The organism is Candidatus Endomicrobiellum cubanum (genome assembly GCF_031278955.1).
GTDB classification, from domain to species: domain Bacteria; phylum Elusimicrobiota; class Endomicrobiia; order Endomicrobiales; family Endomicrobiaceae; genus Endomicrobiellum; species Endomicrobiellum cubanum.
Window position 1 is genome coordinate 1 of record NZ_JAITJM010000018.1, and the last position, 15,928, is coordinate 15,928.

14 protein-coding genes are annotated in these 15,928 nt (G+C 29.9%); 10 read left to right on the forward strand and 4 right to left on the reverse strand.

The window, feature by feature from the left end; genetic code table 11:
- Positions 1-589 precede the first annotated feature (589 nt).
- Genes rsmG through mnmG form a run of 4 tightly spaced genes read right to left on the reverse strand, consistent with a single transcriptional unit; the run spans position 590 to position 4,165 of the window.
- Positions 590-1,336, reverse strand: a complete 747-nt coding sequence (gene rsmG / locus LBD57_RS01470; protein WP_373469571.1) for a 16S rRNA (guanine(527)-N(7))-methyltransferase RsmG — start codon at positions 1,334-1,336, stop codon at positions 590-592.
- Between the two features lie 8 nt (positions 1,337-1,344).
- The gene (locus tag LBD57_RS01475) at positions 1,345-1,608 is read right to left on the reverse strand and encodes a SemiSWEET family sugar transporter (protein ID WP_373469572.1); all 264 of its coding nucleotides are present in this window, start codon (positions 1,606-1,608) and stop codon (positions 1,345-1,347) included.
- Entirely contained in the window at positions 1,596-2,390 is a 795-nt protein-coding gene (locus LBD57_RS01480; RefSeq protein ID WP_373469573.1) for an EFR1 family ferrodoxin, read from the reverse strand. The genes LBD57_RS01475 and LBD57_RS01480 overlap by 13 nt, the downstream gene beginning before the upstream one ends.
- Positions 2,375-4,165, reverse strand: a complete 1,791-nt coding sequence (gene mnmG, locus LBD57_RS01485) for a tRNA uridine-5-carboxymethylaminomethyl(34) synthesis enzyme MnmG (RefSeq protein WP_373469574.1) — start codon at positions 4,163-4,165, stop codon at positions 2,375-2,377. The genes LBD57_RS01480 and mnmG overlap by 16 nt, the downstream gene beginning before the upstream one ends.
- A gap of 425 nt (positions 4,166-4,590) precedes the next feature.
- On the opposite strand from mnmG, the gene LBD57_RS01490 reads away from it, so the two are divergent.
- The 10 genes from LBD57_RS01490 to LBD57_RS01535 all read left to right on the forward strand — a co-directional run bounded on the left by LBD57_RS01490 (position 4,591) and on the right by LBD57_RS01535 (position 15,928).
- Positions 4,591-4,734: a hypothetical protein gene (locus LBD57_RS01490; RefSeq protein ID WP_373469575.1), complete on the forward strand. Its 144-nt coding sequence runs from the start codon at positions 4,591-4,593 to the stop codon at positions 4,732-4,734.
- Between the two features lie 61 nt (positions 4,735-4,795).
- Entirely contained in the window at positions 4,796-5,518 is a 723-nt protein-coding gene (locus tag LBD57_RS01495; protein ID WP_373469576.1) for a DUF3800 domain-containing protein, read from the forward strand.
- A gap of 373 nt (positions 5,519-5,891) precedes the next feature.
- Positions 5,892-6,527, forward strand: a complete 636-nt coding sequence (locus tag LBD57_RS01500; protein WP_373469577.1) for a site-2 protease family protein — start codon at positions 5,892-5,894, stop codon at positions 6,525-6,527.
- Between the two features lie 23 nt (positions 6,528-6,550).
- Positions 6,551-7,531, forward strand: coding sequence for a tryptophan--tRNA ligase (trpS, locus tag LBD57_RS01505; RefSeq protein ID WP_373469578.1), 981 nt, complete (start codon positions 6,551-6,553; stop codon positions 7,529-7,531).
- Positions 7,532-7,544: 13 nt separating this feature from the next.
- Positions 7,545-8,408 carry a ScpA family protein gene (locus LBD57_RS01510; RefSeq protein ID WP_373469579.1) on the forward strand — a complete coding sequence of 288 codons (864 nt, stop codon included), beginning with the start codon at positions 7,545-7,547 and terminating at the stop codon, positions 8,406-8,408.
- Positions 8,395-9,012 carry an SMC-Scp complex subunit ScpB gene (gene scpB / locus LBD57_RS01515; RefSeq protein ID WP_373469580.1) on the forward strand — a complete coding sequence of 206 codons (618 nt, stop codon included), beginning with the start codon at positions 8,395-8,397 and terminating at the stop codon, positions 9,010-9,012. Before LBD57_RS01510 ends, scpB begins: the two co-directional genes overlap by 14 nt.
- A 138-nt stretch (positions 9,013-9,150) precedes the next feature.
- A complete protein-coding gene (locus LBD57_RS01520; protein WP_373469581.1) occupies positions 9,151-12,291 on the forward strand; it encodes a serine/threonine-protein kinase in 3,141 nt (1,046 codons plus the stop codon).
- A gap of 43 nt (positions 12,292-12,334) precedes the next feature.
- The gene (locus tag LBD57_RS01525; RefSeq protein ID WP_373469582.1) at positions 12,335-14,512 is read left to right on the forward strand and encodes an FHA domain-containing protein; all 2,178 of its coding nucleotides are present in this window, start codon (positions 12,335-12,337) and stop codon (positions 14,510-14,512) included.
- Complete coding sequence (locus tag LBD57_RS01530; protein ID WP_373469583.1) at positions 14,509-15,507, forward strand: PP2C family serine/threonine-protein phosphatase; 999 nt, start codon at positions 14,509-14,511, stop codon at positions 15,505-15,507. The genes LBD57_RS01525 and LBD57_RS01530 overlap by 4 nt, the downstream gene beginning before the upstream one ends.
- Positions 15,508-15,538: 31 nt before the next feature.
- A complete protein-coding gene (locus LBD57_RS01535) occupies positions 15,539-15,928 on the forward strand; it encodes a hypothetical protein (RefSeq protein ID WP_373469584.1) in 390 nt (129 codons plus the stop codon).

Below are 15,928 nucleotides of genomic sequence, written 5' to 3' on the forward strand. Positions count from 1 at the left end.
TATTTATTCCTTAACATAATAATATCACTAAAACATTCGGCCTAATTCTCTTCCTTGTCCCTTTTTCTTCCTTTAATTATTTATATATGATTTTATTATTTTTATTGCTAGCTTTACAAATATATGTAGGGGTAGAGTACGCACATACAGGACACCAGCACTAACACCATCAACAAACTCACCCAATTGTGTCAATTCTGCACACTACTACTCATAGTGCCACTCTCCTGACTTTAGCATTAGGGTTAGCCCGAAAGAAAAAGCAATAATATAAATGTATTTAATACATATTCTCTACTATAAAAGAGTTTATCTTTTCTTTATATCTTAACATAAATAATACTCTAAACATCTTTTTACTATATTATTTTACATAATATACACTAATTATGTAAAATAATATATACTTGTTTAGAGGACAACTTCATATTTAGAAAAAACAAAAATTAGATGTTTTTATATAAAAACATCTGTTTGGGTTCCCCAAACCTCCTTTTTTATGATTGATTCCCCCTTTTTTTCCTTAAAACGGTCAAGTCAGGAGACTATTAAAATTCATTAATATGTATACATATCCATAAAAATTTGACTATAAAGGTTTCTTTTCTGGTATTCCAACTTTTCTAGGAAATTGTGACGGCGTATCTTTATATTTTTTAAATATTAAAACGCAATAATCAAGGTCTTGATTAGGCAAATTGTAGGATATAGTTTTTTCTAATTTTGCTCCAAGATGTTTAAGAGCATTATCTAAAGAGGGTAAACCTTCTTTTAGGTTTAAAATTGAATCTTTTGTTTTGTGAACTATAAAATAACCACCAATTTTTAATAATGGGATTGAAATTTCTAAGTTAGGAGAAAACTTGCTTACAGCTCTAGATAAAATGAAGTCGTACTTATTTCTGTATTTTAGATTTTGTCCTATTTCTTCTGCTCGAGTATTTAGTATTTCTATATTAGAATTCAGCTTGTTGTTTACGCTTTCAAGGAATTTACATTTTTTTGTTATGGATTCAACTAATGTAATTTGAATGTTAGGCAACACAATTTTTACAGGTATTCCTGGCATGCCTGAGCCAGTTCCCAAGTCTGCTACCTTTGCACTTTTAAAATTTTCTAATTCACTCATTGCTTTTGCGCTATATAGGCAATCGCAAAAGTGTCTGTATAATATGTCTTGTTCTGTTTTAAAAGATATAAGATTAAATTTTTGATTCCATTCTATAAGTTCGTTAAAGTATATCTCAAATCCCTTTATCATTTCTTCTGATAAAAAAGAGATTATGTTTATTTTAGCGTAGTCCTGGAATTGTTTAAATATTAAAATATCTCGCATATAGTAAATTATTTTTTAAAATCATATTTAATTTTTAGAGAAATTTGTGTTAAAGCAAGAGAACACATCACAATATTTGTTACGTAAATAGCAGGTTCTTTTAAAAAAATGCCATAAATTACCCACAAAATGTTACTTATTGTACATATAATAAATGTTTGAATAGAGACATCTTTAGCAGATTTGTTTTTCCAAGTTTTGTAAACCTGTGGAACAAAAATTATCATGGAAAAGAAACCTGCTGTAAATCCTAATATATCTAAAAGAAGCATTTTTCTTGCTCTTGCTTATTTAAAGCTTGATATGTTTTTCTTATTAAAACAGATTTTATTGCTTTTTGAGGACAGTAAGATATGCATCTCATACATATCTGGCAATTTTGAGCTTTAAAAGTAGGATAAGTTCCGTTGAAATCAATGTTTTTTGCTGGGCAGATTTTAGCACAAAGACCGCATTTAATGCACTTCTTTTTTTGAATTTTAAACTTAACGATTTTTTGGAATAATTTGCCTTTCCATCTATCGGTTATAAAATTTGTAATAACAAAACATAACTTAAAAAAGAAGTTTGTTTTTACAGGTTTTATATCGGTGTCAGTTAAACTTTTTGCGAAAGTTTGCAGTTGTTTATAGGCTTTTTCTCTCTTTTCAATGTTTTTACTTTCTTTTTGGACTGCTATAAAATTATTAGGCATCAAAAAGCTGCTAGCCCCAATTAATTTATATCCTTTATTTTTTAGAACGTGGCCAAAATTGCTCGCTGCATTTAAAGAAGAGTCTCCCATAGTGGTAAATATAAAAACTTTTGTAGCATTTTCTGTATTGGGCAAAGTATTTATAAAATTTTTAACAATAGGGAATGTGTTCCAAAATGCAATTGGAAAACCTATCCCTATTATATGAGACAAATTTATAGAAGCAGCCTCACTTTCTGCTATATCAGACACACTTACTTTGTAGTTTTTACTTTCAAGAATTTGTGCGATTTTTGATGCAGCAAGAAAAGTATTCCCTGTGCCTGTAAAAAAGTATATATCAACTATTGTATTGTCCACTTATTTTTTGCTTTCTCCTTTTTTTGTTTTTCTAAATGTATTGTGATTATAGCTATGTCAGAAGGCTTAATTGCATGTACTCTTGATGCTTGTCCTATTGTTTGAGGACGTACTTGTATAAGTCTTTGTTTTGTTTCTGCAGATAAAGAATTTATTTTACTATAATCAAAATCAGAAGGAATTTTTTTATCTTCATTTTTTTTCACTTTGTTTGCCAATTTGTCTTGTATTTCAATGTATCCCTCATATTTTTTATGAATATACACTTCTTCTTTTGCCTTTTCCAATGACCATGGTGATAAATCTTGATCAGTTGGAAGGTTATCAATGGTGTTGTTATATATATCATTTAAAGTATTTCTGTAGAGTTCAAATTTTTTATAGGCTTTATCAGAAATAAGTCCTAAAGAGCGTCCTATGTCCATAAGTCTTAAGTCTGCATTGTCGTTTCTAATGGAGAGTCTATACTCTGCTCTAGAAGTAAACATTCTGTAAGGTTCATCCATGCCCCTTGTTGTAATATCGTCTATTAATATTCCTATGTAAGATTCGTTTCTTTTTAGGATAAGCGGCTCTTTACCCAAAACTTTTAAGGCAGCGTTTACTCCAGCTACAAAACCCTGAGATGCAGCTTCCTCATATCCAGTCGTGCCATTAACTTGTCCTCCCAAAAAAAGATTTTGACAAGTTTTTGTTTCTAGAGATTTTGTTATTTGTAATGGGCTTGAATAATCGTACTCTATAGCATATCCATAACGTATGACTTTTGCATTTTCAAGGCCAGCTATAGAGTTGATCATTTGTTGTTGTAAATCAAATGGAAGTCCAGTGTATAAGCCATTTAAATATACTTCATTTGTATTGTATCCTTCTGGTTCTACGAAAATATGATGACTTGTCTTTTCTGGGTAACGCTCAATTTTTTCTTCTATAGCAGGGCAGTATCTTGGACTTTTGCTGTTTACTTGCCCTATATCAATTGAAGAAAGATTCAAGTTATCTCCTACAATTTTGTGTGTTCTTGGATTTGTATATGTAAGCCAGCAAGAAAGTTGTTTTAAATTTTTTCTCCAAGATTCTATTTCTGTAAAATGTGAAAAAGGTTTTGGTTTTTCATCTCCAGGCTGTTCTGTCATTTTTGAATAATCTATTGACAAAGTATTAATTCTTGGCGTTGTTGTTGTTTTAAACCTTCCAAGCTCTAATCCAGCATCGTCAATTAATGATTTTGAAAGATGTGAAGAAGGTCTTTCATTAAATCTTCCTCCTTCAAAATGCATTTTTCCAAGATGAATTGTGCCTTTTAAGAAGGTTCCAGTTGTTACTACAACAGCCTCTGCTTCTATCTCTTCTCCAGTAAGTATTTTAACTCCACAAACTTTTCCATTTTTAACTATTATAGAAATTGCTTCAGATTGTAATATTTCTAAATTTGTTTGATTCTGTAAAGACTTTGACATTAAAACAGAATAAAGTTCCTTATCACATTGCGCTCTTGGAGACCAAACAGCTGGTCCTCTTGAACTGTTTAGAATTTTGAATTGAAGGCCAGCATGGTCAGTTATCCAACCCATTTCACCTCCCATAGCGTCAATTTCTCTAACCATTTGTCCTTTAGCTATCCCTCCTATAGCAGGATTACAAGGCATTCTTGCTATGGAATCAACATTTAATGTAATAATGAGTGTTTTTAAGCCCATTCTTGCAGAAGCTAAGGCAGCTTCACAACCAGCATGTCCTGCACCTATGACTACAACCTGAAATCTTCTTTCCATAATATTCCTCTGGTTTATATTAAAAGGGTTTCTCTGAAAATCCTAATGCGTATAATTATTGTAAATTTTTTGTCAAAGCAAGGCAAAAACGTAAGGCTTGTTAGAGAGCTACTAATAATGGAAGAATTTTATCTTTTTATATAGAAAAAAGCAAATTGTTTAAGTTATAAATTTAATGATTTTTCAATAGTTTTTTATTGACAAATATATTCAAAAAACATAGAACCTGACTTTTACTGTTTTAAAAAAAGGGAAGAATAAACTCACAAAAATAGAAAAAAGTGGTTGCCAAAGGGCTTGGTATGCTAAAATAAATGTCATGAAAAGATACATATGCAAAGAAAAAATAGATAAAATAAAGAACAAGAGTAAAAATAATTTGTAAAGATGGAAGAGTTCGCATAGGGGTAGAACACCTAGTAGTAGTGCATAATGAAGAAGAATTGAAGATGTTTTTAGAAAGGCTCAGGTACAAAAATCAGCTTGAATTTGGGTTTATGAAAGATGAAGAGGAAAAGCCAAGAGGGATAATACATAAGAAGTCATATTCAAAGTACGAACTCGCCTGAAATTTTACCTGTTTATTTTTGTATAATCTTTTCATTATCTATTCTATACGAGGAAATAAAAATGGCTGATAGTAAATATCTTATTTTTATAGACGAAAGCGGAGACCATATTTTAGATTTTACAAATCAGCAATACTCCGTGTTTGTTTTGGCCTGCTGTATTATTAAGAAAGGGGAATATCTGCATAATCTTTTGCCTAAATTTACTGATATAAAATTAAAATATTTTCATAATGACGGAATCATATTTCACGAGAGGGAAATTCACAAGAAAATTAACGAATTTTCACTATTAAAAAATAGAGATATTTTTAATAATTTTATGACGGATTTAAATAATTTAATAATCGGCATAGATTACACCCTTGTTGCAACAGTTATAAATAAACCTGCTATAAAAATTAAAGCCGAAAGACTGCCTCACGCATATCATTTTGCGAACAAACTATGTATTGAAAGAATACAAGAATTTCTTAAAGAAAACAACGCTTCAAATGATATGACGACTTTGCTGTTTGAAAAGAGAGGAGAGCAGGAAGACAAAGAGTTGAAAGTAAATTTCTATGACCTGATGAGAGAAATGAACTGGAATAATTTAAATATAGAAATTGCTCCAAAAGCAACAAATTCTTTGGGTTTGCAATTTGTTGACTTAATGGCAAGACCGATAGGCAGATACGCTATAAACCCTAATCAGCCAAACAGGGCTTTTGAGATATTGAAAAACAAGTTTAGAAAGCAGGATGGGAAATTTGAAGACTGCGGATTGAAAATTTACCCGTAGAAAGCGAAAAGCCCCCGGATTAACCAGAGGCTATAACGCCGAACGAGAAAGTCCCATTCCATTTTTATAATTTTAACTATAAACAAGTAGAAACGCGGGACACCCCACCAACTCTTACTTGCAAGCATATTCTAATCTAAATTTTTTAAGTTGTCAATGTATAAATTGTAAAATTTAGTGATTTTTTCAATAGTTTTTTATTGACAAATATATTCAAAAAACATAAAATTAGTGGTCTTATTTTTAAAATTTTATAAAGTCAAATTGGTCTTGCCTAAAACCCTGATTCGTATAATTTATTGTAGATTTTTTTCAAAGCAAGGTAAAAAATGTAATGGTTTTTAGAGAGCCTAAATGTTACTAAGGAATTCAAATGGAAATTTTTGTATATATTGTTGTTTTTGTTTTTTCAGTTATAATTCATGAGGTTTCACACGGATATGTAGCTCATTTGAGAGGTGATGATACCGCAAAAGATCTTGGACGCATAACACTTAACCCCTTTGTTCATTTAGAACTTTTTGGAAGTATAGTTCTCCCAGCCATGTTTTTATTTATAAAAGCTCCAATACTTTTTGGATGGGCTAAACCTGTTCCTGTAAATTATTCTAATTTAAAGAATCCAAAGTTAGATGGAGCTATTGTATCTTTTGCAGGACCTGCATCCAATATATTGCTTGCTATGTGTTCCGGTATTGGAATACGCGTGATTAGTCAATTCCCAGATTTTTCTAATGGGTTTGGCGGATCAATAGAAAATTTTTTGTATGTAATGCTTAATATAAACCTTGTTCTTGCTGTTATAAACTTGATACCAATTCCTCCATTAGATGGTTCGAAAGTTGTTGCTTATTTTTTACCTAAAAAAATTTCTAAGAGTTATTTAAGTTTAAATCCCTTTGTATGTTTAATAATTTTATTTATAGTATTATCTTCAGGTTTAGCGTGGAGTATTTTATATCCTATAATTCATTTTTTTGTGACAAATTTAAGTGGTATTATTTTTTAATGTAAATGTAAAAGAGAGCTTTTATGAATGCAAAAGAAAGAGTATTGTCCGGTATGCGTCCCACAGGAAGACTTCACTTAGGTCATTATTTTGGAGTTTTAAAAAACTGGGTCAAGATGCAAGAAAGTTTTGAATGTTTTTATATGTCTTCTGATTTGCATGCTTTAACTACAGACTATGAAGATACATCTAAAATAGATGAGAGTACATATGAAATGGTTGCTGACTGGATTACAGCAGGAATAAATCCAAATCAAGCAGTTATTTTTAAGCAATCTAAAGTTTTACAACACAGTGAGCTATTTTTAATTCTTTCTATGATAACACCTTTGGGTTGGCTTGAAAGATGCCCAACATATAAAGAACAAATAAAAGAAATAAAAAATAAAGATCTTAATAATTATGGTTTTTTAGGATACCCAGTTTTAATGGCAGCAGATATTTTGCTTTATAAAGCAAGTTTAGTCCCTGTAGGAGAAGATCAGCTTGCACATTTAGAGCTTACTAGAGAAATAGCTAGAAGATTTAATAATTTTTATGGTAACGTTTTGATTGAACCAAAAGAATGCTTAACAAATACCTCTAGACTTGTAGGCTTAGATGGAAGAAAAATGTCAAAATCTTATGGCAACACAATTTTACTTGGAGAAGAAGATGATGTTTTGAAAGAAAAAGTTAGAGCCATGTTTACAGATCCATTAAAAATAAAAAAAGATGATATTGGGCATCCTGAAGGATGTGTTGTATTTTCTTTTCATAAGATGTTTAATAGAGATTACATAAAAAGACAAAATGAGTGTAAGGCAGGTTCGGTTGGCTGTGTGTTATGTAAAAAAGAGTTAATGGAAATACTTTCGGAGTTTATGAGACCTTTTACAGTAAAAAGAAAAGAAGTAATTGCAGATAAAGATTATTTACAAAAGATAATTGATGAGGGAAATCAAAAAGCAAGAGAAGTTGCTCAAAAAACTATGATTGAATTAAGAGCTGTTTTAAAATTCTAATGGGGTCTCTTAAATGGTTTACGATATACACCTAGACATGTTTGAAGGTCCATTAGATCTTCTTTTACACCTTATAAAGAAGAATGATCTTGAGGTTAGTCAGGTAAGAATAGCTGATATTACTGCCGAATATCTTTCATATATAGGTTTAATACAAAATTTGAATATTGAAATAGCTGGCGAATTTCTTGTAATGGCATCTACTCTTATGCAGATAAAAGCTAAATCTTTGTTGCCTTCAAGTAGTGATTTACAAGATGAAGAAGGTGATATGCTCGACCAGCTCAAGAACAGGTTATTAGAATATCAAAAATATAAAGAAATTGGTAAGCTTTTGTCTTATAAAGTTTTAGAGAGTACTCAGGTTTATTATAGACCAGCTCAAGTAATAAGTAAACATGACTTTATTTTAGATGTTACAATTTTTGATTTAGTGAGATGGTTTCGCAAGACTTTAATTACCTTACCTGAAGACATAAAAGAAATTATGTATCAAGAGATCCCTATAGAAGTTAAAATTAGAGAAATTCTTGATATCTTAGAAGATAAAGAATATGTTTCTTTTACAGAAATACTAAAAAATCAAAATTCAAAACCTGCATTAATAGTGTGTTTTATGGCAGTTTTAGAACTAGTAAAAAATAAACAAATTATAGCTAGGCAGTCTGAACTTTTTACAGAAATACGAATTTATAAAGTTAATAATGAAGTTGAAGCTAATCTAAAAGATGTTGAAAATGTTTTGGCCTTAGTGGAAGGAATAAGTTCGCAGAAAGGTGATATTGATATGGGCAGTTCTGATTATGCTAGTGTTCCTGTTACAGATGAGATTAGTAAAATCGATAATATACAAGGGGAAGAGGATGGAAATATCTGAGATCAAAAAAATTTTAGAGGTATTGCTTTTTGTTTCAGAAAAGCCTTTAAATTTTAAAGATTTTAAAGATATATTAAAAACTGATTGTCCGGATGCTTCTAGTATAAAAGATATTTTAAGCCAATTGCAGGACGAATATATAAAGTTAAACAAACCTTATAATATTAAGTTTGTTGCAGATGGTTGGACATTTGTAACAAAACCAGAATACTCTAGTTGGATTAAAAAACTATTAAAAGAAAAGGCTGTTTTAAAATTATCTCCTGCTGCTTTAGAGACACTCGCTATGATTGCATACAAACAACCTATAACAAGAGCTGAAATTGACGAAATAAGAGGTGTTGAATCTTCTGGGGTTATAGATACTCTTTTGGAAAGAAGACTTATAAAAATAGTTGGTAGGAAAGAAACCTTAGGAAAACCTTTGCTTTATGGAACAACACAAGATTTTTTAAAACATTTTGGATTGGCTCATTTGAGTGAATTGCCTCTTATTGAAAATATTTTTAAAGATGATTGTCAAACAAACAACGCATCAGATTCAGAATTATTATTTGATGTTGTTGAGCCAACAGCTGCTGAGACGGCAGATAAAAACATTTAGATTTTAGTATATAGTAAACCGATTCTATTCTAATGGTATGTTACAAAAAGTTGACTAATATTATTTTTATATTTACAATAGTATTTGCATATTGACACATGAATGACATAATTTGAGTAAAAATTTAAGCAAAAGGAAATGACAGTGCTTGATAATCAATCTCAAAAAGTCTCAAATGTTAAATTTATTATTAATGGACAATATGTAAGTGTAAAAAAAATTGGAGTTGGTGGTTTTGGTATTGTATGGCAGATGTATGATTTTAGTTTAAAAAACTACACTGCTTGCAAAGAGCTTCTAAGTCAATTTTCTGAATTGAAATTTGTAGAAATGTTTTATAAAGAGGCGTTGATTGCCAAAAATATTGTACATGCAAATATTGTAAGAGTGCAAAATTTTTGGAAAGGCAATAACGGCTCTTTTTATATTTTAATGGACCATGTTAATGGCACAGATCTTGAAAATCTTATAAAAAGATGTAATGAATATCAAATAAAAATTCCATGGGAATTTTCTATTGTTATTTGTATGAGTATACTTAGAGCAATAGATTATATAAACCGCGTTGCTATGGATCCTATTACACATAGTCCGTATGGTATAGTTTATCGTGATATTTCTCCTGGGAATGTTCTCCTTTCTTTTGAAGGCAATATTAAGTTGAGTGATTTTGGTATTGCAAAAACTGCAGATGATTTAAATACTACTTTAAAAGAATCAATTTTAACCGGAAAGTATTCTTATATGTCTCCAGAGCAAATAAAAGGAGCTAAAGATATAGACCATAGCTCTGATATATTTTCTACAGCTGTTGTTTTATATGAAATGCTTACAGGTAAACAACTTTTTTCTGGTGATGTTTCTAATATAAAATTTTGTATTTTAAATCAGGGATTTAACAAAACTTTTTTAAATGGATTAGATTTGCCCGATGAAATTGGAGAAATTCTTTCCAAAGCTCTTCAGATAGATAGAAATTTGCGGTATGAAAGGGCTATTGAAATGTATAGAGACTTAAGACGAGTTTTAAAAGGTGTAGATGAAGAGGATATTATTTCAGATTTTTCATCTTTTATTTTAAAGATAATGGAGAAAGAATTTAATGAATCTGTTGCTATTTCAAACATTGTTAAAACAATTAATATAGATACACTAAATAGCGATACATCTGTTGCTAAGATTAATACTATAGACTTTATTGCAGGTCAAACTAAAGAACAAATTATAATGCCAACTGTTAAACAAGTTGGTAGTGAAAATGACCAGACAAAACCACAGCCACAATTTGAATCGAAAGGAAAAACTATTTTTGAAGAAGTCGATGATTGGTTTAAGAAAAAAATAGGAAATTTAAAAAATATTTTAGTAAAAATCGCAATGGTTTTTTTTATATTAGTTTTTGTTTCTTTAGTTTGTGACATTTTTTTACAAGTTACACCGGTCGGCGAATATATTTATGCAAGAATTAATCCTGCAGATGTTATAATCACTACGATTCCTCAAGATTCAGTTGTTTCGTTAAAAACCAAAGAAGGAGATGTGATTATTGAAAACGAAGCTTTACGGAAACCTATTACCTTAAGAAACATTCATCCAGGTTCATATGTTGTTACCGCTGTCAAGCCAGGTTTTAATCCGATACAACGTATTATTACAATAGATAAAAATTCTAAGAAGGATCAAGCAAAAATAGAACTTATATTTGATGTTGATTTGAATGTTACATCTTATCCAAGCAATGCAATTATTTATGTGGATGGGAATAAAGTTGGAGTTTCTCCATATAAAGTACAACTTTCTGCTGGCCAAACACACACTTTAAGACTTTCACTACCTGGTTTTGATAATCTTGGTTCTGATGCAAAAGAATTTAAAGAAGGTCAGTGTAATATAGATTTTACTAAGTCTAGTCAAGAAGAAATTTTTGCAGGAGTAGATAAAAATTTTTGGAATGTATCAATACAAAGTCAAGGTAATGACCAAGTGTTTAGTATAGCAGCTTATTTGTATAAAACAATTAATTTTAATACAAATCCAACAAATATGACTTTGCAAGTATATGGCGAACCAAAACCTGCAGGTATTACGCCGATTGATTTAAGATTGAAAGAGGGTAACTATAAAATTAAAATTCTTGATCCTGATGGTAAATATTCTGAAGTAGTAGAAGAGATACAAGTATCTTCTGTTACCCAACAACAACAACTTATTGATATGCGTAAATTAGTTACATTTAGGGTAAAACCTAAAGGTTCATCTAAGTTTTTTAAAGCAAAATTAAAAATAGAACGTAAGAATATTAATGAAAATAATATTGCTGTACAATCAGACAATATTATTTTACAAGGTAATCAAAAAAATGAAGATGCAGTATCACAAAGTAGTTTTTCTAGTCACGAAATTAATATGTCCAGTAATATTGTATTAAATAGAGAAAGTGCTAACCAACAAGAGAATTTTAATACTCAATCATCTAATAAAAGTCCCGAAGTACCCATAGATTTACATACAGGAGCAAAAGAAGATGAACCTTTAAATAATGAAAAGGAGACTATTACTTCAAATGATAATGGATATTCAGAAGCTATGAGTTCTTCTACTTTAAGTACGAGAAGTCAGGTAAATCTAGAAATGGCAGATGATAGCGGACTAGAATCATCAAATATACAAGATATAAGTGCTGATAAGCCGTTATCTATGTCTCTTCCTATTGGTGTATACAAGTTTACTTTTTGGGGAGAGGGTTTTGAGTCTCTTGTTAGAGATAATGTAGATATTGAGAAGACAAATTCTATAAATGTTGAATTGGCTCCTGCAAAAATTCCTTTAAATTTGGAAGTTTCATATATTAATGAAGATGGCAATAGATTACCTGTTTATGGTGCTGCTATTTGGATTGATGATATAATGTTAGGTAAAACTAGTAAGGAGGGAATCTGGAAATATAAATTTGCAAAAAAAAATATAAAAGGAAAGATTGTTGCTAAAGGATTTATGACACAGACCTTTAGCGTTTCTTTAACAATTAATAACAATATTAAGAAATTAACTTTAATTTCAAAGAAGAATTCTTTGCCTATTATTGAGAATATCGATGTTATAGATAATATAGAAGCAGTAGGTGTACAGTCAGCAGTTGATAATAGAGTAAGTAAAACGACAACTACAAAAGATGGGCAAGAAGTAGTAATTTGTTCAAATTGTGGGTATGCTAATATAATTCCAAAGGGGAAGAAACTAAAATTTTGTTCAAATTGTGGTAAGCCTCTTACATATTAATAAATAATAGTTTTATTCTTATTTATACTGCAAGGAGAAATTTATGCCCTTGTTATTGCTGAAGAAAAAAGAAGAAATTTTGGGTGAATATGTTTTAAAAAGGAAAGATAAGGTTTTTATTGGAAGTAAAAAAACAAATGATATTGTTATTAATGATCCATTAGTTTCAGATAGTCATTGCACTTTACTGTTAAAAAATAACAAGTATTATATTAAAGATCACAACACAATATCAGGTGTTAAAATTAATGGCAAAACTGTTTTAGAGCAGGAGCTTTCTAACGGTGATAGTATTACTGTAGGTTCTTATATATTAGAATATTGGCAAAAAAATTCTACCCCAGAGAATAGGTACTATCTTCTAGGAATTTATGGTAAGTTTGAAGGTAAAAAATATTTTGTAAAAGATGTCGAAACGTTTATTGGTAGAGATATTTTTACTCCCAAAGGAATAGAAAATGATATAGTGTTGTTTAATGACAATACAGTTTCTAAAGGACATGCCATAATCTCATTTAAGGATGGTAAATTTTTTGTTGAAGATACTGGCAGTACTGGAGGAGTTGCTGTAAATGGTTTAAAAATAGGGCAATTTGAAAGTTTTTCTATACAAAGTGGAGATGAAATATCTATAGGAAGATCTATTTTCCGATTTGCCAATTCTACTAATGAAGATTATTCTTTTCCATCAAAACAACATATGTTTTTATTAAGATTTATAAAGCCATTATCTATTTCTATTACTATTCTAGTCACTATTCTATCTTTATGTTTTGCTTTTGTTTCACATCAAAAACTATCTATCATGAATTCTTACGATGAAAAGTTGACATTAGAATTGAATACAACTTTTAAAAAAGATATTCTCTTAAAATATTTAGAAGATTATCGTAAAACTTCTACTCCGGTCGTTGGAGATATTTTAAATAATGGTAATAATGCTCTTGTAAGTCTTACTGGTTCTGGTTTCTTATATTGTTGGGACTTAAAAACCGGCAAAGAATTATGGAATCGTTTAGAAGTACTTAATTTAGATATCGCTTCTCCAATGATTGCAGACGTAAATAATGATGGTGTAAAAGATATAATTGTTTTGTCAGCGACTTCTATGCTATATATTTATGATGGACAAACTGGTAGTTTAATAAGAAAAGAAGTTATAGGGGGTGATATTGCAGGCCTTACTCCTTTAGTAGCTGATTTAACTGGTAATGGAAAGATGGATATAGTTGTATGTTCTCAAGATGGTGCTGTTAACTTTTTATATAATGTTGGCTATGAAAAAGAGTATGAAAAAGTTACAGAATATGTTGATGGACCTTTATATGCAACGCCTGTTTTATGTAATAGAAAAAAAGATACAGCATTAGTTGTTGTTGCAAATAGTAAAGGGAAAATTTATTTTATAAATGGAAAATCACGTGAAAAGAAAATGTTGGATTTGCTGGAAAAAACCGGCAAAGAACATTTTATTGTGGAGGCGCCAGCTGTTGGGGATATAACAAAAAATGGTCGTGCAGATATTGTGGTGCAAACAAATTATCCTCAGTATGTCACTGCAATTGATGTCAATAATTTGAATGTTTTATGGAGTTTTTTAGTTGAACCTACTCCACCTTTGGACTTGCAATATACTGCGTCACCTTTAATTGCTGATGGGAACGTTTTTGTTGTTTCAGCTAATGGAACTGTATACAACTTAAAGGGAAAAACAACTTATTCTTCAGGTGAGCTTTTATCAAAATTGGATATCCCTAATGCTAAAAGGATAATATCTAGTCCATCTAAGTATGACTTTGATAAAGATGGTCATGATGAATTTGTTATTGGGACAGAAGATGGACGAATAATAGTTATTAAAAATAATATTAGAAGACAGGAATTAGAAATTCTTGCTGAAATAAAAGCTAGCAATGTGCCTATAACGTCATCTCCTTTAATTGCCGATGCTTTTGGTTCGGGCAAATTAAATATTATATTTGCCAATGCAACTAATGCTTTACAAGTTATAAACACGAACTCAAAAGTTATAAAAAATTTTTGTCCATGGCCTATGTATTTAGGGAATGCAGCCCATACGAGTCAAGGGACTCCTCAGTTTAAAATTAAATATTATTTGATATTTTATTCATCTACCTTAGTTTTTGTTTGTTTTGTATTTTTTAAAATCTTTATTTCAGTCAGAAGGAAGTTTAAGAGGATTAAGGTCAGGTTTTTATGAAAGTTTCTTACTATGCTAAAACAGATATAGGGCTTTTAAGGACAGAAAATCAAGACTCTTATGGCATAGGAGAAGATTCTTATTTAGTCTGTGATGGTATGGGAGGTGCTGTTGCTGGAGCATTTGCTAGTCAAGTAGCTGTTGAGGTTATTCTTAAATTATGTAAAACTATTAATATTGAGCAAGTAAGAGATATTATTGGCAATGATCTTTCAAAAATTGGCAATGATATAGATATTTTTTCTCCTATTGTAGCGATTATGCTTGCGAATAGAATGTTATACAATTTGACTATTAAATATCCGAAACTTGCTGGCATAGGCACTACAGCTGTAATGTCTAAAGTTGATAGAGACTACAATGTATTAAACGTTTATCACGTAGGAGATAGTAGATTATATAGAATTAGAGAAGGTAGCATAAAACTTCTTACAAAAGATCATTCTAAGATAAATGATTTATTGGATGCCGGTAAGTTAACACAAGAAGATGTAAAGTTTACAGAAAATCAAAACATTATTACAAGAGCAGTAGGTATAGCTTCTAGTGTAAAAGTAGATTATAGGCAGTATCATTATAAACCAAATGATTTTTATATCATGTGTAGTGATGGTTTAAATGGTGAAATTGATGATAATTCAATTAATGATATAGTTAATAAAAATGGTAAAAATTTAGCTTTTGCTGTAAATGAACTTATAACCTCTGCAAATCGAGCAGGTGGAAGAGATAATACTACAGTTATCATGTTTACAATAGAGGATGATGGTCAGCCTGTTAAGTTGTTGAAAGATATTAAAAAGGATATTTTATCATTTAGTGATAATGACTTACAAAAAGGTTTATACGAAGATAGAATTTTAAAAGAATCATCAAAAAAACTTAGTATAGAAATACCAGAAAATTTTAAAAAAAATAAAAAAATTTATACGTATTTATATATAGTTGTATTTGTAACATCATTACTCTTTTTGGGGTACTATTTTTTTTTCTAGGAAAGAGGAAGAAAAAGCTCATAATAAAAAATTGGATGAAATTTCAGGTGTAATATTAAACATAAGACGTTTAAATAAAGGTAGATTAAAAACTATTAAAGAAGCTGATAATTATAATTACAAAAAACAACTGTTAGAAGAATCTAAAAATTTTTATGAAGGTCATTCTTTTCCATTTGTTAATGCTGCTGTTTTTATTGAAGAGAAGACAGGGTATAATAAATTTATTGCTATTTCTGGAAATTATCCCATAAAGGTTTATCTTCCTCAAGGAGAATATAAAATGTCATTAAAATATCCGAGATTTAGTTTAGTTGATAATAATTTCAATATTGTTAAGTATTTAAACTTATCAGTAGATTTAATTGGTGAACTAAGAGAAGAAATAATTTTAATGGTTCCAAATAATTTGGAGGATTAA

Bases quoted from the DNA above. Each gene is read 5' to 3' on its own strand.
- LBD57_RS01475 (WP_373469572.1), bottom strand. From the start codon at position 1,608: ATGCTTCTTTTAGATATATTAGGATTTACAGCAGGTTTCTTTTCCATG.
- LBD57_RS01530 (WP_373469583.1), top strand. From the start codon at position 14,509: ATGAAAGTTTCTTACTATGCTAAAACAGATATAGGGCTTTTAAGGACA.
- trpS (WP_373469578.1), top strand. From the start codon at position 6,551: ATGAATGCAAAAGAAAGAGTATTGTCCGGTATGCGTCCCACAGGAAGA.
- mnmG (WP_373469574.1), bottom strand. From the start codon at position 4,165: ATGGAAAGAAGATTTCAGGTTGTAGTCATAGGTGCAGGACATGCTGGT.
- scpB (WP_373469580.1), top strand. From the start codon at position 8,395: ATGGAAATATCTGAGATCAAAAAAATTTTAGAGGTATTGCTTTTTGTT.
- LBD57_RS01495 (WP_373469576.1), top strand. From the start codon at position 4,796: ATGGCTGATAGTAAATATCTTATTTTTATAGACGAAAGCGGAGACCAT.
- LBD57_RS01525 (WP_373469582.1), top strand. From the start codon at position 12,335: ATGCCCTTGTTATTGCTGAAGAAAAAAGAAGAAATTTTGGGTGAATAT.
- LBD57_RS01520 (WP_373469581.1), top strand. From the start codon at position 9,151: ATGACAGTGCTTGATAATCAATCTCAAAAAGTCTCAAATGTTAAATTT.
- rsmG (WP_373469571.1), bottom strand. From the start codon at position 1,336: ATGCGAGATATTTTAATATTTAAACAATTCCAGGACTACGCTAAAATA.
- LBD57_RS01510 (WP_373469579.1), top strand. From the start codon at position 7,545: ATGGTTTACGATATACACCTAGACATGTTTGAAGGTCCATTAGATCTT.
- LBD57_RS01500 (WP_373469577.1), top strand. From the start codon at position 5,892: ATGGAAATTTTTGTATATATTGTTGTTTTTGTTTTTTCAGTTATAATT.